The 26535-nt window shown below is 65.1% G+C and carries 28 protein-coding genes; 21 read left to right on the top strand and 7 right to left on the bottom strand.

Features of this window, described 5'->3' with window-relative positions; genetic code table 11:
• Positions 1–6 precede the first annotated feature (6 nt).
• From ccmA to SMD31_RS06465, 13 genes are all read left to right on the top strand, one after another.
• Positions 7–639, top strand: a complete 633-nt coding sequence (gene ccmA, locus SMD31_RS06405; protein WP_320499977.1) for a heme ABC exporter ATP-binding protein CcmA — start codon at positions 7–9, stop codon at positions 637–639.
• Positions 636–1301, top strand: coding sequence for a heme exporter protein CcmB (gene ccmB / locus SMD31_RS06410; RefSeq protein WP_320499978.1), 666 nt, complete (start codon positions 636–638; stop codon positions 1299–1301). Before ccmA ends, ccmB begins: the two co-directional genes overlap by 4 nt.
• 299 nt (positions 1302–1600) lie before the next feature.
• The gene (locus SMD31_RS06415; protein ID WP_320499979.1) at positions 1601–2329 is read left to right on the top strand and encodes an OmpA family protein; all 729 of its coding nucleotides are present in this window, start codon (positions 1601–1603) and stop codon (positions 2327–2329) included.
• Between the two features lie 190 nt (positions 2330–2519).
• On the top strand, positions 2520–3266 hold the full coding sequence (locus tag SMD31_RS06420; protein ID WP_320499980.1) for a heme ABC transporter permease: 747 nt from the start codon (positions 2520–2522) through the stop codon (positions 3264–3266).
• Positions 3263–3436 carry a heme exporter protein CcmD gene (gene ccmD / locus SMD31_RS06425; RefSeq protein WP_320499981.1) on the top strand — a complete coding sequence of 58 codons (174 nt, stop codon included), beginning with the start codon at positions 3263–3265 and terminating at the stop codon, positions 3434–3436. Before SMD31_RS06420 ends, ccmD begins: the two co-directional genes overlap by 4 nt.
• A 3-nt stretch (positions 3437–3439) precedes the next feature.
• Entirely contained in the window at positions 3440–3946 is a 507-nt protein-coding gene (gene ccmE, locus SMD31_RS06430; protein ID WP_320499982.1) for a cytochrome c maturation protein CcmE, read from the top strand.
• Positions 3943–5922 (top strand): heme lyase CcmF/NrfE family subunit, encoded by a 1980-nt coding sequence (locus tag SMD31_RS06435; protein WP_320499983.1) that lies wholly within the window; start codon positions 3943–3945, stop codon positions 5920–5922. The genes ccmE and SMD31_RS06435 overlap by 4 nt, the downstream gene beginning before the upstream one ends.
• A gap of 17 nt (positions 5923–5939) precedes the next feature.
• Entirely contained in the window at positions 5940–6473 is a 534-nt protein-coding gene (locus SMD31_RS06440) for a DsbE family thiol:disulfide interchange protein (protein WP_320499984.1), read from the top strand.
• A complete protein-coding gene (locus SMD31_RS06445) occupies positions 6470–7012 on the top strand; it encodes a cytochrome c-type biogenesis protein (RefSeq protein WP_320499985.1) in 543 nt (180 codons plus the stop codon). The genes SMD31_RS06440 and SMD31_RS06445 overlap by 4 nt, the downstream gene beginning before the upstream one ends.
• Entirely contained in the window at positions 7009–8370 is a 1362-nt protein-coding gene (gene ccmI, locus SMD31_RS06450; protein ID WP_320499986.1) for a c-type cytochrome biogenesis protein CcmI, read from the top strand. The genes SMD31_RS06445 and ccmI overlap by 4 nt, the downstream gene beginning before the upstream one ends.
• Positions 8371–8533: 163 nt before the next feature.
• Positions 8534–11425, top strand: a complete 2892-nt coding sequence (locus SMD31_RS06455; protein WP_320499987.1) for a response regulator — start codon at positions 8534–8536, stop codon at positions 11423–11425.
• Between the two features lie 101 nt (positions 11426–11526).
• Positions 11527–12294 carry a 3'(2'),5'-bisphosphate nucleotidase CysQ gene (gene cysQ, locus SMD31_RS06460; protein ID WP_320499988.1) on the top strand — a complete coding sequence of 256 codons (768 nt, stop codon included), beginning with the start codon at positions 11527–11529 and terminating at the stop codon, positions 12292–12294.
• A gap of 15 nt (positions 12295–12309) precedes the next feature.
• Positions 12310–13272 carry an L-threonylcarbamoyladenylate synthase gene (locus tag SMD31_RS06465; protein WP_320499989.1) on the top strand — a complete coding sequence of 321 codons (963 nt, stop codon included), beginning with the start codon at positions 12310–12312 and terminating at the stop codon, positions 13270–13272.
• Between the two features lie 20 nt (positions 13273–13292).
• Here SMD31_RS06465 and SMD31_RS06470 read toward each other — a convergent pair whose 3' ends face one another.
• Together SMD31_RS06470 and SMD31_RS06475 are read right to left on the bottom strand one after the other, a co-directional pair.
• Positions 13293–14042 carry a M48 family metallopeptidase gene (locus SMD31_RS06470; protein WP_320499990.1) on the bottom strand — a complete coding sequence of 250 codons (750 nt, stop codon included), beginning with the start codon at positions 14040–14042 and terminating at the stop codon, positions 13293–13295.
• 129 nt (positions 14043–14171) lie between these two features.
• Positions 14172–15095 carry a bifunctional transcriptional activator/DNA repair enzyme AdaA gene (locus tag SMD31_RS06475; protein WP_320499991.1) on the bottom strand — a complete coding sequence of 308 codons (924 nt, stop codon included), beginning with the start codon at positions 15093–15095 and terminating at the stop codon, positions 14172–14174.
• A 198-nt stretch (positions 15096–15293) separates the two neighbouring features.
• Here SMD31_RS06475 and SMD31_RS06480 point away from each other — a divergent pair, with 198 nt between their 5' ends.
• The gene (locus tag SMD31_RS06480) at positions 15294–15716 is read left to right on the top strand and encodes a VOC family protein (protein ID WP_320499992.1); all 423 of its coding nucleotides are present in this window, start codon (positions 15294–15296) and stop codon (positions 15714–15716) included.
• A 141-nt stretch (positions 15717–15857) separates the two neighbouring features.
• Here the strand turns inward: SMD31_RS06480 and SMD31_RS06485 are convergent, their stop codons facing one another.
• The 3 genes from SMD31_RS06485 to cobS form a co-directional block, all read right to left on the bottom strand.
• Complete coding sequence (locus tag SMD31_RS06485) at positions 15858–16223, bottom strand: endonuclease domain-containing protein (protein ID WP_320499993.1); 366 nt, start codon at positions 16221–16223, stop codon at positions 15858–15860.
• A gap of 155 nt (positions 16224–16378) precedes the next feature.
• On the bottom strand, positions 16379–17008 hold the full coding sequence (locus SMD31_RS06490) for a histidine phosphatase family protein (RefSeq protein ID WP_320499994.1): 630 nt from the start codon (positions 17006–17008) through the stop codon (positions 16379–16381).
• Between the two features lie 12 nt (positions 17009–17020).
• Positions 17021–17869: an adenosylcobinamide-GDP ribazoletransferase gene (gene cobS / locus SMD31_RS06495; protein WP_320499995.1), complete on the bottom strand. Its 849-nt coding sequence runs from the start codon at positions 17867–17869 to the stop codon at positions 17021–17023.
• A 128-nt stretch (positions 17870–17997) separates the two neighbouring features.
• Between cobS and cobT the strand changes: the two genes are divergently transcribed.
• From cobT to SMD31_RS06515, 4 genes are all read left to right on the top strand, one after another.
• Positions 17998–19020, top strand: a complete 1023-nt coding sequence (cobT, locus tag SMD31_RS06500) for a nicotinate-nucleotide--dimethylbenzimidazole phosphoribosyltransferase (protein WP_320501008.1) — start codon at positions 17998–18000, stop codon at positions 19018–19020.
• 60 nt (positions 19021–19080) lie between these two features.
• Positions 19081–20259 carry a DNA glycosylase AlkZ-like family protein gene (locus tag SMD31_RS06505; protein ID WP_320499996.1) on the top strand — a complete coding sequence of 393 codons (1179 nt, stop codon included), beginning with the start codon at positions 19081–19083 and terminating at the stop codon, positions 20257–20259.
• A 154-nt stretch (positions 20260–20413) separates the two neighbouring features.
• Complete coding sequence (locus SMD31_RS06510) at positions 20414–20701, top strand: hypothetical protein (protein ID WP_320499997.1); 288 nt, start codon at positions 20414–20416, stop codon at positions 20699–20701.
• Between the two features lie 108 nt (positions 20702–20809).
• On the top strand, positions 20810–22126 hold the full coding sequence (locus SMD31_RS06515) for a sensor histidine kinase (protein ID WP_320499998.1): 1317 nt from the start codon (positions 20810–20812) through the stop codon (positions 22124–22126).
• Here the strand turns inward: SMD31_RS06515 and SMD31_RS06520 are convergent.
• Positions 22074–22871 carry an ABC transporter permease gene (locus SMD31_RS06520; protein ID WP_320499999.1) on the bottom strand — a complete coding sequence of 266 codons (798 nt, stop codon included), beginning with the start codon at positions 22869–22871 and terminating at the stop codon, positions 22074–22076. The two genes, SMD31_RS06515 and SMD31_RS06520, sit on opposite strands and share 53 nt — an antisense overlap.
• Before the next feature lie 142 nt (positions 22872–23013).
• The gene (locus SMD31_RS06525; protein ID WP_320500000.1) at positions 23014–23775 is read right to left on the bottom strand and encodes an ABC transporter ATP-binding protein; all 762 of its coding nucleotides are present in this window, start codon (positions 23773–23775) and stop codon (positions 23014–23016) included.
• Between the two features lie 147 nt (positions 23776–23922).
• Between SMD31_RS06525 and SMD31_RS06530 the strand changes: the two genes are divergently transcribed.
• The 3 genes from SMD31_RS06530 (at position 23923) to SMD31_RS06540 (ending at position 26517) form a co-directional block, all read left to right on the top strand.
• Positions 23923–25311, top strand: a complete 1389-nt coding sequence (locus SMD31_RS06530; RefSeq protein ID WP_320500001.1) for an ActS/PrrB/RegB family redox-sensitive histidine kinase — start codon at positions 23923–23925, stop codon at positions 25309–25311.
• Between the two features lie 13 nt (positions 25312–25324).
• Complete coding sequence (locus SMD31_RS06535) at positions 25325–25879, top strand: ActR/PrrA/RegA family redox response regulator transcription factor (RefSeq protein WP_320500002.1); 555 nt, start codon at positions 25325–25327, stop codon at positions 25877–25879.
• Between the two features lie 149 nt (positions 25880–26028).
• Complete coding sequence (locus SMD31_RS06540; protein ID WP_320500003.1) at positions 26029–26517, top strand: NUDIX domain-containing protein; 489 nt, start codon at positions 26029–26031, stop codon at positions 26515–26517.
• The last annotated feature ends 18 nt before the right edge of the window (positions 26518–26535 follow it).

Raw genomic sequence — 26535 nt, forward strand, 5'->3', positions numbered from 1 at the left:
TTCATCATGAGCGGCAAGGGACCTGATCACACGCTCATCGCCAGCGGCATTGCCTGCCGCCGGTCGGAGCGCTTGCTGTTCCGTGAACTCAATTTCACGCTCAGCGCGGGCCAAGCCTTGATGCTGCGCGGGCCCAATGGCAGCGGCAAGTCGAGCCTGCTGCGCCTGCTGGCGGGGCTCCTGCCCATGGCGGAAGGGACGCTCACCTGGCGGGGTCGGCCCGTCGCCGAAGACCGCGCGGCCTACCGAGCGGATCTCGCCTATCTCGGCCATCTCGATGCCTTGAAGCCGCAATTGCTGGTGCGCGAGAATCTGCAGTTCTGGGCCGACCTCATCGGCGCCACGGTGCCGGTCGAGAATGCCCTGGCCAAAGTGGGCCTCGGGCCTTGCGCCGATTTTCCGGCGCAGCATCTCTCGGCCGGACAGCGGCGGCGCTTTGGCTTGGCGCGCCTGTTGCTGAAGCCCGTGCCCATCTGGCTGCTTGATGAGCCCTCGACAGCGCTCGATGCCCATGGCCAGAAGCTCGCCCTCGACCTCATCGCCCGGCACCAGGCGGCTGGCGGCATCGCCATCATCTCCAGCCATGACGATCTGGCGGTCGGCCAGGTAACGACACTGCAATTGGGAGGTGCCGCATGAGGGCCTTCCGCGCGCTCTTGAAGCGCGATCTGGGCTTGGGGCTGCGCCAGGGCATCGATGCGCTGGTGGTCGTGCTGTTCTTCCTGGCAGCCGGCGCCCTCTTCCCCTTCGCTTTGGGGCCGGAGCCGCAATTGCTGGCCCGCATCGCCGCCGGCATCGTCATGAGCATGGCGGCCTTGGCCTCGCTCCTCTCCCTCGACCGGCTGTTCACCGCCGATTACGAGGATGGCAGCCTCGATGGCCTCGCCTTGTCGCCCTTGTCGTTGGAACTGGTGGCGCTGGCCAAGGTCGCAACCCATTGGCTGATGACCGGCCTGCCGCTGCTGGCAGCAGCCCCGGTGCTGGGCCTCCTTCTCAACCTTGCCCCCGGGCAATACCCGATTCTGCTCCTCAGCCTGGTCCTGGTGACCCCCGCCCTCTCGCTTCTGGGCGCATTGGGGGCGGCGCTGACCCTGGGGGCCAGGCGCGGCGGGGTGCTTTTGGCCTTCCTCATTCTGCCGCTATTTATTCCTATTCTCATCCTCGGCATGGGGGCGGTATCGGCCGCGGCGGAAGGTCAAAGCGCATTGGGGGCCCTGGAATTGCTGGCGGCACTCGACCTGGGATTGCTCGCTTTGGTGCCTTGGGCCATGGCAACGGCGCTGCGCCAGGTGCTGCGGTAAAGGGCCGCCGCTTTCCCCGTCACGCCGCGACCCCTTGCGTGTGATCGAAAGCACAGGATTGCTGTCTTGGCTGAACCGAAACGTCATAGAAACGACGAAATAGTCGAATGATCCGCGCTGTGGCATCCGTGCAACAGGCTGCGGGCATTTTGACACAGGTCGCGTAAACACCCCGAATCAACGTGGATTCCCAAAGTTGAATCGGCATATGTTTAATCATCCGGCGCCTGAAATGCCGGGCGGTCGCGATCCGCTGTCATCGCACCTCTTCACGTGAACGTCCCAGGGGGTTTCATACCATGAACCGTTATTTCAAATTCGCGTTGCTGGGTTCGGCTTTGTTGGCCGTGACCGCTTGCGCCGCGCCGAATCGTGAGCCGGACCTTTCCAACATCCAGGCGAACGTCGACAAGACCTACGAAGGTGACTTCGGCGATCTGCTTTATAACCTCAATGCTGGCGCCGATAAGGCCGCTCGCGCTGAGGAAATCAAGGCCAGCATCGATGCCGATGCGCCGTATCTCTACACCAACCTGCCGCTGCGCCAGGAAGGCGTGAAGCTCGCGGAAGAAGCCGCCGAGCATCGCGCCAAGGCCGAAGCCGCTCTGAACCGCTTCCTCGACCCGATCCGTGCGCGCCTTGCGTATCTCGAGTCGCTGCACGTCCCGCAGGATGTCGGCCCGCAGAAGACCTCGGTCTACTTCGACACCGGCAGCGCCAAGGTCCGTGACAGCGAAGGTGCTGCGCTGACCGACGCTGGCAACTTCCTCAGCCAGTATCCGATCGCCCACGTCCAGATCGACGCCTACACCGACACCGTCGGTTCGGCCAACGCCAACAAGGCGCTGGCGAAGCGTCGTGCCAAGGCCGTCATGGACGCCCTCAGCGATGCCGGCGTGCCGCTCGCGGCCGACGTCTCGGTGAAGGCCGTTGGCGAAGCCGATGGTTCGGACAACACCGAGAGCCAGGAAAATCGTCGCGTCGACATCATCGTCCAGCCGCATGGCACCTTTAACAAGGGCCAGTAAGCTCCGGACGAGGATCCGACCGACCGACTTCCGGTCATTCGGCTACCGCGTTAAACCAAGGGCGTCGACCGCAAGGTCGGCGCCCTTGGCGTTTGTGGGGGTAAGCCTTCCCCGTATAAGGGTTTTCCCTCACTCTCCTGCTTCACAGTGCCACTGGCACCGCGCCAGCCGGCCTTGTATAACCCAGCGCATGCATCGCTTCGCCAATCCCGGCCGCTTTCTGCGCTTGGCCAACAGGATCCAGCCGTGGCTTAAGGCCTTGACGGCGGTGGGTTTTGTGGCCGGCCTCTATCTCGCCCTCTGGGGCTCGCCGCCCGATTACCAGCAGGGCGAGACGGTCCGCATCATGTATGTGCATGTGCCGGCCGCCTGGATCGCGCTCTTCACCTATCTGGCTTTGGGCCTCGCCTCGGCGTCAGCCCTCATCTGGCGGCACCCGCTGGCCGATATCGCGGCTGAGGCGCTGTCGCCGGTCGGCGCCGCCTTCACCCTCATCGCCCTCATCACCGGATCGCTCTGGGGGAAGCCGATGTGGGGCACCTATTGGGTCTGGGACGCGCGCTTGACCTCGTTCCTGCTGCTGTTCTTCCTCTATCTCGGGCACATGGCGCTCCTTGGCGCCTTCGACGACCGCGCCCGCGGCCAGCGTTCGGCGGCGGTGCTGGCCATCGTCGGCCTCATCAACCTGCCGGTGATCAAATTCTCCGTCGATTGGTGGAACACGCTCCATCAGCCGGCCTCGATCGTGCGCATGGGCGGCATCTCGATCGATCCTTCCATGCTGTGGCCGCTTTTCATCATGGCCGGCACCTTCCACCTCTTCATGCTGGCAGCCGTCATCGAGCGCATGCGCACGCTGCTGCTCGAAGCGCGCTTGCGCAACCAGCGCCTGGCCGCCTTCGAGCGCATGACACCGCAGCCGAGGGTCGGCGAATGAGCGATTTCGGCAGCTTCCTCGCCATGGGCGGCTATGCGGCCTATGTCTGGCCCGCCTATGGCGCGGCCGTGGTGATCCTGGCGGCCATCTGGATCGACGGCCAGCGCCGGCGCCGCGCCGTCGACCAGGCCCTGGCCAAGCTCGATCAGCAGCGCAAAGACGAACGATAAATCATGAAGCGCAAGACGCTGCGACTCTATCTGGTCCTCATCAGCCTCGCCTTGCTCGGCATCGCCGCCACGCTGGTGCTCAATGCCTTCAACCGCGAAATCGTGTTCTTCTTCAGCCCCAGCGAGATCATGGCGGAAAAGCCGGTACCCGGCCGCGTCATCCGCTTAGGGGGATTGGTCGAGACCGGCTCGGTCAAGAAGCTTGGCGACGGTGCCACGGTCAGCTTCAAGGTGACCGACCTCAAGGCCGCGACCGAGATCGCCTATCGCGGCGTGCTGCCCGATCTTTTCCGCGAAGGCCAGGGCGTCGTCGTCGAGGGCGCCTTCAACGACAGCGGCAATTTCGTGGCGACGCAGGTGCTGGCCAAGCATGACGAGAACTACCTGCCACCGGAAGTCGCCAAGGCCTTGAAGGCCTCCGGCCGCTGGCAGGAAGGTGCGGGGACCCCGGCGACGCCTGCGGTAACGCCGCCCGCCACCTCTTCAGCAACGAGCGGGGCAACCCAGTGATCACCGAGATCGGCCATTACGCCCTCGTCCTCGCGCTGGTGCTGGCGATTGCACAGGCGACACTGCCACTGGTTGGCGCGCAACTGGGTGTCCGCGCCTGGATGGCGCTCGCCAAGCCTGCCGCCATCGGCCAGTTCGTCTTTCTGCTGCTTTCTTTCGCAGCCCTCATCCATGCCTTCGTGGTGAGCGATTTTTCGGTCGCCGTCGTCTATCAGCATTCGCATTCACAGACGCCGCTCATCTACAAGATCTCGGCCGCCTGGGGTCAGCATGAAGGCTCGCTGCTGCTCTGGGTCGTTATCCTCGCCTTCTTCGGCGCCCTGGTGGCGATGTTCGGCGACAACCTGCCACCGCGCCTCAAAGCACGCGCACTCGCGGTGCAGGCGATGATCGGCGTCTGCTTCATCCTCTTCACGCTGCTCACCTCCAACCCCTTCGCGCGCCTCTTTCCGGCGCCGATCGAGGGGCAGGAACTCAACCCGCTGCTGCAGGATCCCGGCCTCGCCTTCCATCCGCCGATGCTCTATGTCGGCTATGTCGGCTTCTCGATGGCCTTCTCCTTTGCCGTGGCGGCCTTGATCGAAGGCAAGGTCGATGCCGCCTGGGCGCGCTGGGTGCGGCCCTGGACGCTGCTCTCCTGGATCTGCCTCACCGCCGGCATCGCCCTTGGTGCGCGCTGGGCCTATTACGAGCTTGGCTGGGGCGGCTGGTGGTTCTGGGACCCGGTCGAAAACGCCAGCTTCATGCCCTGGCTGATGGGCACAGCGCTGCTGCATTCGGCCATCGTGGTTGAAAAGCGCGATGCCTTGAAAGCCTGGACGCTGCTCCTTGCCATCCTCACCTTCGGCTTTTCGCTGCTGGGCACCTTCCTGGTCCGCTCCGGCGTCATCACCTCGGTCCATGCTTTTGCCCAGGACCCGGCGCGCGGCCTCTTCATCCTTGGCATCCTCGCCTTGGCACTCGGCGGGTCGCTCACCCTCTTTGCCTGGCGCGCACCCACCTTGAAGGCCGGCGGGCTCTTTGCGCCCGTGAGCCGCGAAGGCGCGCTCATGCTCAACAACCTGCTGCTCGCCACCGCCACCGCCACCGTGCTTCTCGGCACACTCTATCCGCTCATCCTCGACATCCTCGGCGGTGGGTCGGTTTCAGTGGGCACGCCCTATTACACCGCGACCTTCATCCCCATCGTCATGCCGCTCATCGCCCTCACGGCCTTGGGGCCGCTCCTGGGCTGGAAGCGCGGCGATCTGAAAGGCGCGCTGCAGCGCCTCTGGGGTGCTGGCATCATCGCCGTGGCGGCGCTCGGCGTGGCGCTGTGGATCGATTTCGGCCGCCAAGCGCTGGCAGCGGCCGGCATTGGCCTCGGTGCCTGGCTGCTCATCGCCACCTTCACCGAATGGGCCGACCGCGTGAAGCTCTTCCGCATCGGCCTTCTGGCGAGCCTGCGCCGCGCCGTGCATCTGCCGCGCGCAGCCTATGGCATGAGCCTCGCCCATGGCGGCCTGGCCATCGCCATTATCGGCATCACCGCGGCCTCCGCCTGGAAGGCCGAGGAAGTGCGCCAGCTGAAACAGGGTGACAGCATCACGGTCGGTGATTTCACCTATGTGCTGCAAAGCGTCGGCCCCGAGCGGGGCGAAAACTACATCGCCGAGCGGGCGCATTTCAAAGTGCTGAAAGACGGGCAGCCCTATACCGACCTATACCCCGAGCGGCGCCAATACATGGTGCAGCCGATGCCCACCACCGAGGCCGCCATCCAATCGCATGTCTTTGGCGATCTTTATGCCGTGATCGGCGAGGGCGACGGCAAGGGTTCGTGGACGGTGCGGATCTACCAGGAGCCGCTGGTGCCGTGGATCTGGACCGGCGCGGCGCTGATGGCCTTGGGCGGCATCGTCTCGTTGAGCGACCGGCGCTACCGTGTGGGTGCGCCCAGCCGTGCCACGGCGGCACAGCCCGCTGCCGCTGAATAACGAAAGCGTCTCGACCCATGCGCCGTTTTCTCTTCGTCATCCCCGCCTTGATCCTCGCGGCCCTCATCGCCCTCTTCTGGCGCGGCCTCGATCCCGAGCGCAATCCACAGGAAATACCCTCGGCCCTCATCGGCAAGAAGATGGCCGAGATCGATCTGCCCGGTCTCGGCGCCCGCCCCGGCGTGAAGTCGGCGGATTTCGCGGGGCAGATCACGGTCCTTAATTTCTTCGCCTCCTGGTGCGCGCCCTGCCGCGCCGAGCATCCGCTGATCAAGAGCCTGCGCGATGTGCCGGGCATCCGCGTCGTCGGCATCACCTTCAAGGATGCCCCCGCCGATTCCGAAAAATACCTTGCCGAACTCGGCGACCCCTATCAGGCGATCGGCATGGACAATGAAGGCCGCGCCGGCATCGAATTCGGCTTGAGCGGCGTGCCGGAGACCTATGTCATCGATAAGGACGGCATCATCCGCTATCGCTTGGCCCAGCCCCTGGATCCTGGCCGGCTGGAGAAGGAGCTGAAACCCCTCCTCGCGGATCTCACGAAGTGAATTTGGCCCGGCATATCCGGGTGCTGCTGGCCGTGGCTGGCCTCGGCCTCGCCGGCCTGGCGCTGCCGCAGCCTGCCCACGCCCAGGTGCAGGTCGCCGACGCGCCCCTCACCGATCCCGCGCTCGAGGCGCGCGCCCGCGCGCTGATGAAGCAGGTGCGCTGCGTCGTCTGCCAGGCGCAATCGATCGACGAATCCGATGCCGGTATCGCCAGCGACATGCGCCGCCTCATCCGCCAGCAGATCGCGGCGGGCGAGAGCGATGCGGCGATCCTCACTTACCTCTCCGACCGCTACGGCGATTTCGTGCTGTTCAAGCCGCCCTTCAAGGCAGCAACCGCCTTGCTGTGGGCCGGGCCTTTCGTCCTGCTCGTCATCGGCGGCCTCATCATCGTCTTCTTCTTTCGCCGCCGTTCAGCAACGCCCATAGCGGCACTGAGCGCTACCGAACTTGCGCGCATCAATGCGGCCTTGGGCGCCGAAGGCTTGCCATCGCCGGCGCCAGAGGCCACAAACTCCGCCGAGCGGAGGGATGCATGATTCTGGTATGGCTGGTCTTTGCCGTGATGACGTTGGTGACGGCGGTGCTGCTGGCGCTGCCGCTGTTCTATACGCGCAAGGTCAAGAACGAGGCGGGCTTTGCCCTGGCGGTCTATCGCGACCAGATGGTCGAGCTTGGCCGCGATGCCGAAGCGGGGCTCATCGCCCCGGACCAGGCGCGCCTGGCGCAGATCGAAATCGAACGGCGCGTGCTGGCTTTGACCGACAACCCGCAATGGCAGCCCGGCCGCGCACCCTCGCACGGCCTCCTCATCGTGGCGGCCGTCGTGCTGCCGCTGCTCGGCTTCGGCTTCTATCTCCTCATCGGCGCCCCGGATCTCCCGGCGCAGCCCTTCATTGCCGAACACGCGGCACCCGCCGCGACCAGCCCCGAATTGCAGGCGCTTGAAGCGGACGTCACGGCCAAGCCCACCGACGCCAAGGCCTGGGTGGCGCTTGCCGCCGGCTATGACGCTGCCGGCCGCGCCCAGGATGCGGCCACGGCTTATGGCAAGGCGGTGGCACTGGGTGCCCAGGACGCGGCCACTCTCTCCGCCTACGGCCAGGCCCAGCTCATCGCCAATCGGGGCGAGATGAACGACGCTGCCGCCGCCACCTTCCACCGCGCGCTCGCGGTCGATCCCACCAATCCCACCGCGCGCTTCTTCCTGGCACTCGGCAAGGCCCAGGCCGGCGAGGTCGAGGGGGCACTCACCGATTGGATGGCGCTGGAGAAGGATACCCCCCAGGACGCCCCCTGGCGCGCGACGCTGGAGGCCCACATTGCCAAGGCCGCCGAGCGCCTCGGCAAGCCGGCGCCGGCGGGTACCGCCGATGCCGCCTCAGGTGCCGCTGCAACGGCCCCCGGGCCCAGCGCCGCCGATATCGAAGCCGCGCAAGCGATGTCGCCCGAACAGCAGCAGACCTTCATCAACGACATGGTCGGACGCCTGGCGGAAAAGCTCAAATCCAATCCCGACGATCTCGACGGCTGGGTGCGCCTCGCGCGTGCCTATCAGGTCCTGCAGAGGAGCGACGACGCTCGCAACGCCTGGGCCAAGGCCGCGGCCCTCGCCCCTGCGCGCCTCGACGTGCAGCTCGACTATGCCGATGCGATCATCGCCGGCCGCTCCGATCTCGACCGCTATCTGCCGCCGGAATTCGTCGAAGCCGTCGGGCGCGTGCGCACGCTCGATCCGAAGAATCCGCTGGGCCTCTATTACGGCGGCCTGGTCGCCCGCGTTGCCGGCGACAAGGCGGAGGCGCGCAGGCTTTGGAACGACGTTCTCGACCAGCTTCCCCCCGACGCCCCCCAGCGCGCTGAGCTCCAGAAGGAGCTGGATTCGTTGTTGCCCTGAGCGTGGGGGCGGGGCCAGAGATGGCTATCGCCATGCCCTGCCCGTCATTCATTTAACGATTGTCACATATTTCCAATGCGTTAACAGTGCTTAAGAAATAGGCACTTAACCTTTATTTCACCATCTTTGCGCAACAATGCGGCTGACCTGGACAGAGGCCCCATTGAAGCGAAAGACCACAGCGCGAAAGGCGAGAGCGACGGTGCAAGGCCTTGCCGGGCACGGCATTGTCTTTGCGCGCGGGCGCGCCTGGGCCTGGAGCGTCGCGGTCGGGCTGGTCGGCATCCTGTTCTGCTGCTATGTCGCCCTGCTGCTCTACCGGCAGTCGGAAGAGGCATCCTGGCAGCGCTTCAACTATCTCATCGAGCGCTTCGAGAAACGTTTCAGCGACCGTTTCTCCTCCTATAGTCTGGTCGTCAACATGGGCACCGGCATGGCGACGCTGACCGACGCGATCACGCACCGCGATTGGCAGCGCCTGGTTTCGGGCCTGGATTGGCGCGAGATGGCTGGCGCCATGGGCCTCAATTACGTCGAACGGGTGAAACGCGCCGATCTCGATCGCTACATCGCCCGCGCCAGCATCCTGAATGGCGAAACCCTGAAGATCCGCACGCTCAGCAATCTCTCGTCCGACGAGCTCTATGTGATCCGGCTCTCGGAATCGATATCCAAGGATGGCGCGCTCGTCGGCCTCGATCTTGCCAGCGAACCGGCCCGCAAGCGTGTGCTGGACTGGGCCATGCTCAATGGCGAAGTGACGATGAGCAGCATCATCCCGCTCATCATCAACAAGCAGAGCCAGCCCGGCCTGCTGCTGATTTCGCCCGTCTATACGCGCGACTCCGCCCCGGCCTCCTATCTCGAGCGCCGCGAGAACCTCAAGGGTTGGGTCATCATGCCGATCGCGGTCGGCGTCGCGGTCGAAGATGCGGTGCTCGATATCGGCAACGAGCTCGACGTCGTGCTCTATCTCGGCGCCAATGTCGATTCCAACCGCCTCGTCTTCGACAGCCGGCGGCGCAACATCATCGATCCGGCTGCGCGCCGCGCCGCGCGTGACGGCAATATCTATCGCCGCACCCACACCATGATCCTGGCCGGACAAAGCTTCGCCCTCGAATACCGTTCGCATTCCTCGCTGAAACCGCCTGGTGCCGCGACGCTGCCGGTCCTCGTCATGCTGGGCGGGTCGCTCACCTCGATCCTGCTCGGTGCTGCCCTGTGGTTCATGGTGGCGGCACGCTACCGGGCCGAGGCGATCGCACGGGGGATGACCAGCGATCTCAGATCAGCCAAGGACGTGGCTGAGCAGGCCTCGATCGCCAAGACCCAGTTCCTCGCCATGATGAGCCACGAGATCCGCACGCCGATGAACGGCGTCCTTGGCATGGCGGGTCTCCTGGCAGACACCACGCTCGACCAGCGCCAGCGCCATTACGTCGACGTGCTGCATCAATCGGGCGAGGCGCTGCTTGCCATCATCAACGACATCCTCGATTTCGCCAAGGCCGAGACCGGCAAGCTGGAGATCGAGCATATCGATTTCGACATCGTGACCGAAATCGATTCCGTCCTCGAATTGGTGGTCAGCCGCGCCCATGCCAAGGGCATCGAGCTTGCCTGCTTCGTGGCGCCCGATGTGCCGGCAAAACTCAACGGCGACCCGGGGCGCCTGCGCCAGATCCTGCTCAACCTCCTCAGCAATGCGGTGAAATTCACCGAGCGCGGCGGCGTCTCGCTTATCGTCGAACTGGCCGACCAGACCGAGGACGGCACCAAGCTGCGCTTTGCCGTGCGCGATACCGGCATCGGCATTCCGGCCGAGGCGCAAAGCCGCCTGTTCCACCATTTCAGCCAGGTCGATGCCTCGACCACGCGCCGCTTCGGCGGCACCGGCTTGGGCCTTGCCATCTGCAAGCAGCTGGTCGATCTGATGCATGGCGCGATCGGCGTCGACTCGCATACCGGCGAGCGGACCGGCTCGACCTTCTGGTTCACCGCCTGGTTCGGCCAGCTCACCGGCACCACCCAGACGCCGGCGCCGGACCAGGCGATGATCAGCGCCGCCTTCAAGGATCGCCACGTCCTAATCGTCGACGACAACCCGATCAACCGCGAGATCTTCGAGCGCTATGTGGTCAGCATCGGCGCCCGCGCCCATGTCGCCAGCGAACCTGAGATCCTGCTCGACGAATTGCGCGACCATCCGCCCGCCGAACCCATTGCGCTCGCCATCGTCGATCAGGTGATGCCGAACATGCCCGGCGTCGAGTTCGCAAAGCGCCTGCGCGCCTTGCCGGGCGTCACGGTCGAGAACATCGTGCTCTCTTCCTCGGCCCTCTTCATTGACCAGCACGAGGTGCATGAAGGGATCGATGCGCAATTGCCCAAGCCCGTGCGCCGCTCCTCGTTCCTCGCCTGCATGATGGCGCTGCTCGAAGGGGCGCGGCATTCGACCCTGCGCCGCGGTGGGTATGGCGACGGCCCCGCCGTCTTTGCCGACGGCTCGGCGCTGCGCATCCTTCTGGCCGAGGACAACCAGGTCAACCAGATGCTGGTGACGGCGATCCTGGCACGCGCCGGCGCCCGCGCCGACATCGCCGGCAACGGGTTGGAGGCGATCGAAGCGATGCGCTCCAGGTCCTATGACGTGGTGCTGATGGACATGCGCATGCCCGAGCTCGACGGCCTGGAAGCGACGCGCCGCATCCGCGAGCTGGGTGGCGTGCCCGCGCGCGTCCCCATCATCGCACTCACGGCCAATGCGACCCAGGAAGATCGCCGCCGCTGCCTCGAGGCCGGCATGAACGATTTCATGGCCAAGCCGATCGATGCCGACGACCTGGTCCAGAAGATCGCCCTGCACGCCAAGGTGCCGTTGATCGCGGGCGAGGCGGCGCGCCGCAGCGCCGCCGCACATGAGGCGGCGGCAGCCATCGCCCCCTTGTCCATGGAACAGCAGGATGCGCTCTCCAGCCTGCTGTCCTCGCTGGAATCGGCGACCGCCAACGATCCGGCGCCACCCCCCACTCCCGGGGCGCAGGGCAGTTGAGCGGGCCGGAGCGGGCTGGCGGGCCGGGTGGCCTTTTGCAGGGAAACAGGCTAGAAGGCGGCCCGAAACGCCCTTGCCTCTTGCCGCCTGCTGGAATCCCGATGCCGAGCGACCTTGCCCCCTTGCGCGACCACCTGATCGCCGCCGCCTATGAGGCGGGGGCCGCAATCATGGCCATCTACAGCAGCGATTTCGCGGCCAGCAAGAAGGCCGACCACTCCCCCGTGACCGAAGCAGATGTCGCGGCCGAGAAACTGATCCTCGCCGCCTTGCGCATCTGCGCCCCGGACATCCCGGTCATCGCCGAGGAACAGGCCGCGGCCGAAGGCCTGCCACAGCATATCGCCAAGCGCTTCTTCCTGGTCGATCCGCTCGACGGCACCAAGGAATTCGTCGCCCGCAATGGCGAGTTCACGGTCAACATCGCCCTCATCGAGAACGGCGTGCCCGTTCTGGGTGTCGTCTATCTGCCGGCCTTGGGCGAGATGTATGCCGGCCACGGCACCAGTGCCATCCGCCGCCGCGACGGCGAGGAGTGCGCCATCGCGGCACGGCCCCTGCCCAAGAGCGGTGCCGTCATGACCATCAGCCGCTCGCATGCTGCCAAGGAATTGGTGAAGGTCGAGGAATTGGGCGAGCATGTCAGCGGCACCATCGTCGCCGGCTCGTCGCTGAAATTCTGCCGCATCGCTGAAGGTGCGGCCGATCTCTATCCCCGCTTCGGCCCCACCATGGAATGGGATACCGCGGCGGGCCACGCCGTGCTGCTGGCGGCCGGCGGCTCGGTTGCCGTGCTCGACGGCACGCCGCTCGTCTATGGCAAGCCCGGCCTCAAGAACCCGCATTTCATCGCCCGCGGCCGGCGTTGACTGAGGGGAACGCCGATGTCGCGCATCGCTCCGGCCGAGGATAGCAACATCGCCCTGGCCGCCGGCGCCCTGCGGCGCGGCGAGTTGGTGAGCTTCCCGACCGAGACCGTCTATGGCCTGGGCGGCGATGCCACCAACGACCGCGCCGTCGCCGCCATTTATGCCGCCAAGGGCCGCCCCAGTTTCAATCCGCTCATCGTTCATGTGCCGACGCTGGCCGCGGCAAGGACGCTCGGCGACTTCAGCGACGATGCCGTCAAGCTTGCCAAGGCCTTCTGGCCCGGGCCGCTGACATTGGTGGTGAAGCGCGCGCGGGCTTGCCCGCTCTCGCTGCTGGTCAGTGCCGGGATGGACAGTGTCGCCTTGCGCATCCCGGCGCATCCGGTGGCGCAAGCACTCCTCACCGCCAGCAACCTGCCGCTCGCCGGTCCCAGCGCCAATCCCTCGGGTCGCATCAGCCCAACGACGGCGCAACATGTGGCCGACGGCCTCGGCTACAAGGTGGCGATGATCCTCGATGGCGGCCCCTGCCGCATCGGCGTTGAATCGACGGTGCTGAGCCTGCTCGACGGCAAGCCGGCCCTGCTGCGTCCCGGCGGCATCGCGCCGGATGACATCACGGCGGTCATCGGCAAGCCGGTCGCGATCGCTGCACCCATTGGCGATGTCGAGGCCGGGTTGCACGGCCCAGGCCGCCTGCTCAGCCACTATGCCCCGGACCGGCCGGTGCGCCTCGGGGCCACGGCGGTGCTGCCCGGTGAAGCCTTGCTCGCCTTCGGGCCATCGGTCCCGGCCGCCAAAGTGGTGCTGAATTTGAGCGCCAGCGGCGATCTCCACGAGGCCGCCGCCAATCTCTTTGCCATGCTGCGCGCGCTCGACCGGCCGGATGTCACCGGCATCGCCATCATGCCGATCCCGCAGGTGGGTTTGGGCATTGCGATCAACGATCGCCTGACCCGGGCGGCCGCGCCGAGGTAGCTAAGACTCTCTCGAGCTCGTTAGAACCGCCCGTACCGATAAAGATCGGTCCCATGGGTCTCGAGCCAGCGGCGGGCGGAATCCATGTTGCGGCAGATCTCGCCGCAGAGTTTCCAGAATTTCGGTCCGTGGTTCATTTCCCGCAGATGCGCCACCTCATGGGCGATGACATAGTCCATGACGTGCTTGGGCGCGAAGATGAGGCGCCAGGAGAACGCAAGCTCGCCCTCGCTGGTGCAGGAACCCCAGCGGCTCTTGGTATCGCGAATGGTGATCTTCTTGATCTTCTTTCCCACCACCTCGGCCTTGGCATAGGCGCGGGCTTCGATCTCGCGCTTGGCCTCGACCTTCAGCCAGTCCTGGACGCGGCGCGAGACATGCTCCTCATGGCCTGCAACATGGATCTCTTCCGATTCGCACCACACCACGCCGCGCGCATTCGGCTTGTGGCTGATGCGATGCGGTGTCCCCAGAATGGGAATGATGTTGTTGTGGAGGAACGGCACCGGTTCGTGCAGTTGATCGAGATGCTGCTCGATCCAATCCTTGTTGCTTAACGCAAATCGCTTGCCTTCATCGCGCGAAGTGCGTTTCGGCAGCACCACGATGATCGATGAATTGCCGTGATCCAAGCGCAGGATGATGCGTTGCGCGCGCTTGTTCTGCTTGAACACCAGCGGCACTTTGCGCGTGGCGAAATTGAGCATGTGGATGTCGCTCACTTCGGGCATGGAGCGACGCTTGGCGCGCGGCTTATCAACTGCCGGCACGCGCCCCGCGCTTAACGACTTAGCTAGGTTTTTCGCGACTTTCCGCATGGTGGTCAAAAACAATCCACATATCCCCAGGGTTACCCAATTTCCCCTGGCGACCACTTTACGGCGCCGCTCGTGACGACTTCAACCGGTTACTCTTTTTTTGCCAGCAGACCCGCTATGCGTCGTTAACGATTGCGATTCCGCCCGGATAAGGGCCTGTTTTCGTTCAGGACCCCAGGCATAGCCGCCGATAGCCCCGTCATTACGCAAAACACGGTGGCAGGGAATGGCAACAGCCACCGGGTTGCGCCCGCAGGTATTGCCCACCGCCCGGGCAGCACTGGGCTGGCCGATGGCGGAAGCGACCTCGCCATAGGTCCGGGTCTCGCCGGCGGGGATTCGGGTCAGCGCCGCCCAGACCTGGCGCTGGAAGGCGGTCATGCGGATGTCCAAGGGGAGGTCCGCCCGCGGCGCCCGGCCTGAAATACGATGGAGGATTTCGCTGACATAGGGGCCAAGCGCCGTCTCGTCGGCGACGATGCTGTCGGCTTCCGGGAATTCGTCGTGGAGTTCACTGACCAGCGTCGCGTCATCCGCGCCCATCTCGACGCGGCAGAGGCCCTTCCCGGTCGCCGCCACCAGGATGCGCCCCAGGGCGGAGCTTGCCAGCGCATAGCGGATATCGGCACCCTTGCCGCCTCTGGCGTAGGAGGCCGGTGTCATGCCCAGCGCCGCCCCCGATCGTTCATAGACGCGGGAGGACGAGCCGAAGCCGGCATCGAAGGTCGCTGCCGCCACGCCGGCACCGGTGCGCAGGCCCTTCTTGAACCGCGCCAGACGCAGGCTTTCCTCATAATCGCGGGGGGAGACACCCATGACGCGCTTGAACTGGCGCTGCAGGTGCCAGGGCGAAAGGCCGCAATGGCGTGCCAGTTCCTCCAGCGTGATCGGCCCATCCGCCTCGCTCTCCTGGCGCGCCTCGATATAAGCGGCGGCGCGCTTGACCAGGTCCGTCTTGTCGCCGCCTTGGTTCTTCGCCCGCACCATCAGGCTTCCTTCCGGCATGTCCGGTCGCTTTCCTGCCATATCATCCTGGCATAAGGAGATAGAGCGTCGGCACAGCGCCCGCTATCCGGGTCTTGCGCCGGGAAGCTAAGATACGCCGATCAGGGCGGACCTGCATGGCCGATGCCTGATCCGTCAGGTTTCTGTCAGGCGAAGCTGACACGTTTCTGACCTAAACCGTGCGCCCAAGGAGACGTCATGACCATCCCGCCCTTTCACCTGGCCTTCCCGGTCAACGACATCGCGGCGACCGAGGCATTCTATGCCGGGTTGCTCGGCTGCAAGACCGGGCGGCGGGCGGAAAAGTGGATCGATTTCGACTTCTTCGGCCACCAGATCTCGGCCCATGTGAAGCCCGAGGAAACGGCCGCCGCCAGCACCAACCAGGTCGATGGCGACAACGTGCCGGTCCGCCATTTCGGCGCCATCCTGCCCTGGGGCGACTGGCACCGCCTCGCCGACCGCCTGAAGGCCGCCAACATCACCTTCATCATCGAACCGCATGTCCGCTTCAAGGGCGAGGTCGGTGAACAAGCCACCATGTTCTTCAAGGACCCCAGCGGCAACGCCCTCGAATTCAAATCCTTCGAAGACCCCGCGCAAGTTTTCGCGGTGGCATAAAGGAGAACCCGTCACTTGCAGCCCCCCCTCCCGACCTCCCCCCTGAAGGTGGGAGGAGTGGAGCGAGCTTGAACGATCAGTTGCGGCCAGAAGCCCTCCCACCTTTAGGGGGGAGGGTTGGGTGGGGGGCCGGGGCCAGTGTCAGCGTCGGCGCTGTTCTTCCGGTGTCGCCGCAATGATCTGCAGCACCCCTTCAATATTGTCAGTCACCTCGTTGTTCCAGACTCGCAGCACGCGATATCCAGCCTTATTCAGCCACGCATCACGCACGCTATCTGATTTCGACTCATCGTGCTGGCCACCGTCGACTTCGACAACGAGGTCCGCCTTGAGGCAGCAGAAATCGGCAATGTAAGGGCCGATCGGCACCTGCTTGCGAAAGACCGCGCCGTCAATTTGACGATTGCGCAAATGCGACCAGAGTTTCTTTTCCGCCGCTGTCATGTCGCGGCGCAGGGCCTTGGCTTTTGGCAGCGTGTCGATACGTGTGCGGAAAGATTTCGTCACTTGCGGCCCCCCACCCAACCCTCCCCCCTAAAGGTGGGAGGGCTTTAGTCTGCGCTTGATCGTTCGTCCGTGCTCCAAACTCCTCCCACCTTTAGGGGGGAGGCCGGGAGGGGGGCCGATGCCAGTCTCAGAATCTCACAACGTGCCTCAGACTCTCACAACCGTCTGTTCACAAACGCCACGCGCCAGGCGGCGCCGAAGCTTTGGCCTTCGATGTGGTCGAGGCGGGTCACCGAGAGGTTGTCGACCGAGAAGCCCAGCGCCCTTTCCGGTTCGATGTCGAGGGCGGCGGCAAGGGCTGCGCGGATCGAGCCGCCATGCGCCACCACGACGATGTCGTTCCCCGCATGGGCCAGCGTCAGGCGCAGCAGCGCCTTTTCTACGCGCGCCACGACGTCGGCGAAGCTTTCGCCATTGGGCGGCCGCTCGGTCGCCGGCGCGTGCCAGAAGCGATGATAGGCACCGTCGCGGCTGGCATCGAGCTCGGCATAAGTGAGGCCCTGCCAGTCGCCAAAATGCTGTTCGACCAGATCCTGTTCGATCAGCGGTGAGGCAGGATCGAGCCCGCGTCCGCGCTGCACGGCGGCCAGGGTCTGATGCGTGCGTTTGAGTTGCGTGGCGACCCAGACCGGCGAGACGGGCAGAAAACCTGCCAGCGCTGCGAACGCTTTGTCGTCGCTGCAATCGGCTTCAAGATCGTCCTGGCCATAGATGCGGCCCAGTGAGCCGATGACCGGTGCGTGGCGCACCAGCCACAGTCGCGTTTCAGTGTGATCGGACGCCATGGTCTTTTCGCTTTAGGTCAGCGTGATGAGGTTGACCAGGATCGCCATTTCCGCCACCTGCTCGACGGCACCCAGCACGTCGCCGGTATAGCCGCCGAACTTTGCCTGCGCCAGCTTGGCGACGGCCCAGGTGGCCGCCAAGGCCGCCAGCAAGGCGACCAACGCCGCCACGGGCGCCACCGCCACGACCGCGATGATGAGGGCGATGATCAGCGACCAATTGGCGGCGGTGATGCTGGGCCGGCCGGCATCGACGGCGAGGCCGTTATTGCGGGCCAAGGGCATCCGCGCCATCACCAGCGGCAGCACGCCCCGCGCCAGGGTGTGGGCGGCGATGAGGGCACCCGCCACCAGTTCCGGCGCCCCCAGATTGGCGATGGCCGCCACCTTGATCGAGGTCGAAAAGATGAGGGCGAGGCCGCCATAGGAGCCCAGCCGACTGTCACGCAGGACTTCCAGGCGCCTTTCCACCCCGCCGCGGGCGCCCAGCGCGTCGCAGACATCGGCCCAGCCATCCTCATGCAAGGCACCTGTCACGATGCCGGTCGCGGCCACGGCAAGCAATGCCGCGAGCAGGCCAGAGAGGCCGATCTCCATCGCCACAAAATAGACCAGGGCACCAATCAGCCCGACGATGAGGCCGGCGAAGGGAAAGGCGCGGGCCGCATTCCCGAGATGGCCGGACACGGCCGGAATCGGCAACCGGGTGAAAAACCCTAGGGCCAGGAACACATCGCGTCGCCAGGCGGCAAGACCGGCACCGAAACCGGGCCTCTCATGCGGCGGGACTTGCGCCGATGCGCCGTTGGCGGCTGGTTCGTCATCGGGTTCGTCGGGAAAGGACTGGTTGGCTTCGCTCATGTGGCTTCCTGGGGTGCCGGCCGCCGTCAGATCGGCAGCAAGGGACCTTGACGTTGTAACAAGAACCGCCCCTGGGATATAGGGACGCTTGGATCGCCCCCAAAAGGGGCCTGTGGAGTTTGAAGGTTATGTTGGACAGCCAGTCGATTGCCAGCTTTGCGGAGATGCGGCGCATTGTCTCGGAGTTTCCGGGACCGGATCTCGAAGCCGCTAGGGAAGCCGCCGCCCGCGAAGGGCAGCTGACCAAGCCGGCCGGTGCCTTGGGGCGGCTTGAGGAGCTTTCCGCCTGGCTTGCCACCTGGCAGGGGAAGCAGCCCGCGGTTAATCACCCGCGCGTCGCCGTCTTTGCCGGCAATCATGGTGTGGCGGCCTTGGGTGTCTCCGCCTTCCCGGCGGAAGTGACTCGCCAAATGGTCTTGAACTTCACCCATGGCGGTGCGGCGGTGAACCAGCTGTGCAAGAACGCCGATGCCGACTTGCGCGTCTATGAAATGTCGCTCGACCAGCCGACCCAGGACTTCACCCAAGGCCCGGCGCTCAGCGAAGCCGAAGCCTCGCGCGCCATGGCCTATGGCATGATGGCGGTCGAGCCTGGTGTCGATCTCCTCTGCGTGGGTGAGATGGGTATCGCCAACACCACGGCGGCCTCGGCCATCGCCGCCGCCCTCTTCGGCGGCACCGGCACCGATTGGGCGGGGCCTGGCACCGGCGTCCACGGCGCGCAGCTCAGCCGCAAGGCCGAGGTGATCGACATGGGTCTTGCCAAACATCGCGCCGTGTTCGACGACCCCTTCGCCATCATGGCGGCCCTCGGCGGGCATGAACTGGCGGCCATCACCGGCGCCGTCATCGCCGCGCGCATCGCCCGCGTGCCGGTCATCCTCGATGGCTTTGCCACCACCGTCGCTGCTTCCATACTGTTGAAGCTCGATCCACACGCCCTCGATCACTGCGTCGTCGCGCATTGCTCGGCCGAGCCCGGCCATCGCAAACTCTTGGAGAAAATTGCCAAGAAGCCGCTGCTTGATTTCGGCATGCGGCTGGGCGAGGCTTCCGGCGCTGCTTTGTGCATTCCGATTCTGCGCGCGGCGGCGCTCTGCCACACCGGCATGGCGACCTTCGCCGAAGCGGGTGTGAGCGACAAGGATTAGGGCCCACCTCTTCGCCGTCATCCCGGGGCGAAGCTCCGGGCATGACGGTTGAAAGAGAGCATGTCCCAGGAACTCGCCCGCGCCTTTCTGCTCGATCGTCTCGGCCTCCGGGGCCCATTTTGGAAAACCGAGGAAGCGGGTGCCAGGGCCGTGGGCCTCGGCATGATGCAGATCGACAGCATCCGCTCGACCGGCCTGCGCAATCACGAGATCGCCTGGATCACGCGCACGGACGCGCCCATCCCCGCCCTCTACGACCTCTATTACCGCGACCGGGCGATGCTGGAGACGCACTACCCGCTGTTTGCAACACGGCGCGACTGGGTGCCGTTCTTCCTCAAGGATTTCAACAAGGCCGTCAATCAGGAGCGGCTGAAGGAATTCCGCCCGCTGATGCGCCAGGTGAAGAAGCATATCGCGGAAAACGGCCCGGTCTCGCCGGCCGATCTCGATTCAGAGCGCGTCATCGGCGGCTTCAACACCATCAAGGCGACGACCCGGGCGCTCGAATATCTCTATCACACGGGGCAGGTGCAGATCAGCGGCCGCTCGAAGAATTTCCACCGCCTGTTCGATCTCACGGAGCGCGTGGCGCCGGAACTGTTGAATCCGGTGGCCGATTACCGCACCGCGCACAAATCCTTCTTCGTGCATTCGGCGCTCTCGGTGCTGAAACTGGCGACGCCGCGGCAATTGGCCGAGCGCGTCTCGCATCACGTCGGCACCTGGCGCGGCGGCATGGCGGTGGCGAAGCGGCTCATCGAGGACGCGCTCGATCACAACCTGATCGACTGGATCGAATCCATCGAGGGCGATACGCAGCACCGCTATCTCGCCTTGCGCTCCGATCTCGACCGCTTCATGAAAGGCGTGCCGCCGCAGGACGACACCGTGCGCCTCGTCCCCCCGCTCGACAATCTGATGTTCAGCCGCAGGCGTTTCACCGAACTCTTCGGCTTCACCTACAAATTCGAAGCCTATACGCCGGAAGATCAGCGCCGCTTCTATTTCGCCATGCCCATCCTCTATCGCGATCGCGCGGTGGGGCTCATTGACGGCCGCAAGGAAGAAGGTGCCTGGCGCATCACCGGGCTCGAGCTCTATCACGACCTGCCGCTCGAGCACCTGCGCAACGCCGTGCACCGTTTCGCCCGCATCGCGGGGTGCGACAAGATCATCGCGGCGCCAGGACTGTCGAAGGCGCAGCGGACGGCGTTGCTGGGGAAGGTGGAGAGGTAGCGGCCTTTTCTGAAGTCATCGCTCACGGCCCCCCACCCAACCCTCCCCCCTGAAGGTGGGAGGGCTTTAGAGCGAGATGGCCGCAACAGCGACTCCTCCCACCTTCAGGGGGGAGGTCGGGAGGGGGGCGCCAAGTGACGGGAGTCTGCAGACCATGACCGACATCGCCACCCTCATCAAAACCGGCCAGCGCGTCCGCACCCGCGACCGGCGCGACGTGGCCGGTCTTGCCCTGAACGCCGACGGCACAATCACCGGCACCGTGCCCGTGCTTGGTGCCTGCCGCTGGTCGGCCGAGGGGCGTTACCTGGACGGCCCCAGCGCCGGGGCGGGCCCGCTCGATCTGGTGGGGGTCGCCAAACCGGCCGCCGACGGCCCCCAGCACGGGTCGGTCGTGGCGCAGATCGGGGATAAAGAAGCAAAAAATTCCTGCTGCGATTGACGAAATACCAGGGATCTTACCCCCTGATGTAAAGCCGACATCGCGGTGTCATCCGCCTGTCACACATGCCATGGCACAAACCCGCCCATGTTGCAGACGAAGGTGGATATGAGGCCGGAACCGCTGGAACGGAGCGAAGCTGAGCTACGCCCGGCGGAAATTGCGGCCGCCGAGGGAGGCTCGCTCACGCGCGCCTTCACGCTGCTCGCCCGCGATCTGGTGACGGACGCACCCACCATCCGGCCCCAGACGACCGGTGCCAAGGTGCTGGACCTCTTCCGCTCCAACAACGCGCTGCCGCTGGTGGCGGTCACCGATGCCGACGGCATCGTCTATGGCGCGGTCGAACGCGACCGGCTGCTCTCGGTCTTTGCCCAGCCCTTGTGGTTCGACGTCTATTTCAAGCGCCCGATCCTGGCGCTCATGAACCGCCAGCCGCTGGTCGTTGATGAGGCGACGCCGCTCGATGAGATCAAGCGCCTCATCACCGCCGATTATCCTGACGCCATCCAGGCCGGCTTCCTGGTCACCCGCCGCGGCCGCTTCAGCGGCATCGGCACGATGGGCAAGCTCCTTGAACTCACCGTCGAGCAGACGCAAAAGCGCATCGTCGAGCTCGATGAGGCACGCCACGCCGCGGAATTCGCCGCCAGTTCCCGCGCCCGCTTCCTCGCCACGATGAGCCATGAACTGCGGACGCCGCTCAACGCCATCATCGGCTTTTCCGAATTGCTGCTGGGTCTTCCCGGCGCCGGGCGCGACGCGCCGCAGCTCCCCGATTACATCGGCGACATCGGCCAGAGCGGCAAGCATCTTCTCGGCCTCATCAACGACATCCTCGATTATTCGAAGCTAGAGGCCGGCGCCCTCACCCTCAACGCCCATGAATTCGAACTGACCGAGATGCTGCATTCGGCCGTCGGTGTCGCGCGCGGCCAGGCGGCGGCGCGTGACGTGAAGCTGGAGCTTGATCCCATGCCGCGCCTGCAGATGCTGGCGGACGAGCGGCGCCTCCGGCAGGTGGTGATCAACCTCATCTCCAACGCGATCAAGTTCTCGAAGCCCGGTTCGACCGTTACCTTGCGCGCCCATTGCGACCTGGCCGGGGCACCGGTGATCGAAATCGTCGACCGCGGCGTCGGCATCGCCGCCGAGGATCTCGAACGCGTGTTCGAGCCCTTCGTGCAGGTCGAAAGCCACTTGAACCGCAAGAACGAGGGCACGGGGCTGGGCCTGCCGCTGTCGCGCCAAATCATGAGCCTCCATGGCGGCACGCTGCATCTCGAATCCGACCTCGGCGCCGGCACGGTGGCGGTGATGATCCTGCCGCCGCAGATCCTGATCGACGGTCAGCCGATCGAACTGCCCGCCGCTACTCGCCCACCTGAAGCAGCAGACCCAGCTTGCGCGCCTTTGCAAAACTGATCAGATAGATCCCGACGCCGATCAGGCAAAGAAGGCCGTTCAAGGCCAGGGCCGCGGCGAAATGATCCCAGCGAAACACCTGGTGGAACAGCATCTCGCGCATGCCTTCGAAGACATGGGTCGAAGGCAGGGCGAACGCGATCACCTGCGCCCAGCCGGGCAGGACCGTCACCGGGTAATAGACGCAAGAGAACGGCGCCAGCAGGAAGACGAGGAACCACGCCATGTTCTCGGCCGCCAGGCCATAGCGCAGGATCATGGCGGTGACGATCAGCCCCAAGGCGCAGCCCATGATCAGGAGGTTGAAGAAGAAGGCGAGCAGCGGGATCCCCAGCGTGAAGATCGAGAAGTGATAGAAGGGGATGGCCAGCAGCATCGCCGGCAGCACGCCGATGACGGCGCGCACGAAGGACATGGCGACGAGCGAGATGATGTGCTCAAGCGGTGTCAGCGGCGAGCAATAAAGATTGGCCAGGTTGCGCGACCACAGCTCTTCCAGAAACGAGAGCGAGAACCCGAGTTGCCCGCGAAACAGCACGTCCCACAGCATGACGCCGGCGATGAGCACACCGAATGCGTTCGCCACATAGGATGAATTGGTGGCAAGAAACTGGGAGAGGAAACCCCAGATCACCATCTGCATGGTTGGCCAATACGCCATCTCGACAATGCGCGGCCAGGACCGCCGCATGACATAAAAATGCCGCTGGCACATGGCGCCCACACGGGCGAAGGAGAAGGTCATGACAAAGCGCCCCTCACCCCGACCCTCTCCCCGCTATCGCGGGGCGAGGGAGTTGTCGCCGAGTTCTGCCTTAAGCCCCTCGCCCCGCTTGCGGGGAGAGGGGTTGGGGTGAGGGGGAGCGACTGCGCGAACTTTGCCATCCTCACACCTCCGCCTTCGCCGGTTCGCCGCTGCGGCGATCGCGCGCGATGTCGAGGAAGACTTCTTCGAGATTCTGGCGGCCGAAGCGATAGATGAGATCGTCCGGCGTGCCGCGATCGACGATCTTGCCCTTCCTGAGCATCAACACCTCATGCGCCAGGCGCTCGACCTCGTTCATGTTGTGGGACGCGAGCAGAATGGCGGCACCGGATTGGCGCTGATAGCTCTCCAAGTAGTGACGCACCCAGTCTGCCGTGTCGGGGTCCAACGACGCGGTAGGCTCGTCGAGCAGCAGCAGTTCCGGGCGATTGAGCAGCGCCTTGCCCAGGGCCACCCGTGTCTTCTGCCCGGCCGAAAGCGACCCGGTCTTGCGGTCGAGCAAGGCGCCGAGATCCAGGGCCGCCGCAATTTCCTTGATGCGCGTGGCGACATCCTTGATGCCATAGAGCTTCCCGAAGACGATGAGGTTCTCGCGCGCCGACAGACGGTGCGGCAAATCGACATAGGGGGAGGAGAAATTCATCCGCCCCAGCACCTTGTGGCGGTGCCTGGCGATGTCGAGGCCAAAGAGCGAGATGCGCCCGGCGGTCGGCACCAGCAATCCCAGCAGCATCGAGATGGTGGTGGTCTTGCCGGCGCCATTGCCGCCCAGCAAGGCCACGGTTTGCCCCGCCGCCACGGAAAAAGTGAGGCCGTCCACGGCCTTAAGATCGCCAAAGCGTTTCTGAAGCTGATCCACGTCAATGATGGGCTGGGAAAGCATGTTAAGGCTCGGGCCCCAAGGGAAGAGGATTGCGCGCATCGGAGGCGCAGATTCGGTATGACTTTCAGCGCCTTGATAGCCCATCCGGGCCGCACCTGTAAAACTGCCGGGTTGCAAATCGGGCTTTAATGTCTTGAATGGCTCCTGATGAGTGAGGTTACTGCCCCCGTGGCCGGTCTTCGGCCCGAATTCCAGCCCGCCCGCCGCCCGGCGCGCGGCCATGTGCGGCTGCGCACGCTCCTTGCCATCCGCTGGGTGGCGGTGGTGGGCCAGGCGGCCTCGCTGTTCTTCGTCAACGTCGTGCTGGGCTATCCGATCGAACTCGTACCCGCCGCCCTGGTCATTGCCGCGCTGGCCGTGGCGACCCTGGTCCCGCAAGTGAAGCGCAAGGCCAATGCGCGTTTGACCGACCGGGAATCCGCGCTCTATTTCGCCTTCGACATGGTGCAGCTGACGGTGCTGCTGGGGTTGACCGGCGGGCTGCACAACCCCTTCTCGCTGCTGCTGCTCGCCCCCGTCACGGTCTCGGCCGCAGCCTTGAGCTATCGTTCGACCTTGGGTTTGACGGCGCTGGCCATCACCTGCGTCAACGTCCTTGCCTTCTTTCACCTGCCCTTGCCCTGGCCGGGCGGCCTCTTCGACCTGCCGCCGATCTTCGTCTTCGGCCTTGCCATCGCGCTGGGCCTCGCCGTCGTCTTCATCTCGGTCTATGTCTTCAAGGTGGCCGAGGAATCGCGCCGCGTCACCGATGCCCTCATGGCCGTGCAATCGGCCCTCGATCGCGAGCAGCGCATCAATTCGGTGGGTGCCTTGGCCGCCGCCGCCGCCCATGAGCTGGGTTCGCCCTTGGGCACCATCTCGCTCATCGCCAAGGAATGGACGCGCGATCTACCGGCGGACTCACCCTATCGCCCCGACGCCGAACTGCTCTTAAGCCAGGCCGAACGCTGCCGGCATATTCTGGCTGAAATCGCGGCGCGGCCCGAGCAATCCTCGAAGGATCATTTTCATGTCCTCGCCGCACCGCTCCTTGTCGAGCTGGCGGCCGAGCCCTTCCTGCGCCCCTCGGTCGCCCTGCGCATCGAGGCGAAATCGGAGGGCGGCGAGCAGGACCCGCCGGTCATGCCGCGCCGGCCTGAAATCATGCACGGCCTTGGCAATTTGCTGCAGAACGCCATCGAATTCGCCAAGGAAGAAGTGCAGGTGGTGATCAGCTGGTCGCGCACCGAGCTTGCCATCACCATCACCGATGACGGTCAGGGCTTCCCGCAGGAATTGCTGGCGCGCCTTGGCGACCCCTATATTTCAGCGGCCCTCGGGCGCTATGGTGGCAAACTGGTCAGGAGCGCGGTGGGTGGGCCCAAGAGCAGTCCGGACCGGCGCAAGGGCGACCATATGGGCCTTGGCATCTTCATCGCCCAGAATCTGCTGGAACGCTCGGGCGGGAATGTCCATTTCGACAACAACGAATTCGGCGGCGCCGAGGTCAAGGTGATCTGGCCCCGGAGCGCGCTCACCGAAGCGCATAAGGAGTGAAGGGTAAGACGACATGAACGATATTCCGCAAACCCAGGTGGCCGAGAAGACCTTGCTGATCATCGACGACGACGCGCCCTATCGGCAGCGTCTCGCGCAGGCGCTGGAGAAGCGCGGCTTTGCCGTCACCCAGGCCGAAAGCGTCGAGGCCGGCATTGCGGCCGCCAAGGCGCAGCCGCCGCGCTATGCCGTCGTTGATCTGCGGCTCGCCGATGGCAGCGGCCTCGACGTCGTGCCGGAGATCAAGAAGAGCCGCCCGGATTGCCGCGTCGTCATCCTCACCGGCTATGGCAATATCGCGACCGCCGTGGCCGCCATCAAATCCGGCGCCATCGACTACTTGCCCAAGCCCGCCGATGCCGACCAGGTCGAAGCGGCCTTGCTCGAGCATCGCGATGCATTGCCGCCGCCCCCGGAACAGCCGATGACCGCCGACCGCGTGCGCTGGGAACACATCCAGCGCGTCTACGAACAATGCGACCGCAACGTCTCGGAGACCGCAAGACGCCTCCGGATGCACCGTCGCACCCTGCAGCGGATCCTCGCCAAATACGCGCCCAGGGCGTGAAGTCCGTTCGACCTAAGCCACGTCTCACACTTTCGTCATGCCCGGGCCCAGCGTTGATCCCACTGGCCGGGCATCCACTCCATCAACTTCGAAAGTGGATCCCCGGGTCTTCGCCCGGGGATGACGGCAATTTCCTTCGAGGCGCACCCATGAGCTTCCGCGACAGCTATCTCTATCCGATCCGCCAGAAGGTCGGCAGCGACCTGCTGCTGTTGCCCGGTGCCTCCTGCCTCTTCGTCAATGAGGGCGGTGAGATTCTTCTGGAGCGGCGCAGCGACTTCAAGATCTGGGGCGTGCCAGCTGGCTCACCGGAGCCGGGCGAAGACATCGCCACCGCCGTCTGCCGCGAGATGCTGGAAGAGACCGGCGTGTTGCCCGCGCGCGTCATCCCCTATGGCTTCGGCTCGGACCCCAAGACGAAGACCATCGTCTATCCCAACGGCCATCGCTGCCAGTATTTCGTGATGCTGTTCTATGCCGATTGGCCGGCGGGCGCCGTCCCCGTGACGTCCGAGGAATCGCTCGAATTCGGCTGGTTCAAGCCGGAGGCACTCCCCGCCGACGTCATGCCCTCGGTGCCGGCCAGTGTCACCGCCTACCTGCGCTTCCGCGAGACGGGCGTCTTTCAGTTGATTTAAATCTAGCGGTTTTAGTGA

The sequence above is a fragment of the Dongia rigui genome, assembly GCF_034044635.1.
GTDB lineage: Bacteria > Pseudomonadota > Alphaproteobacteria > Dongiales > Dongiaceae > Dongia > Dongia rigui.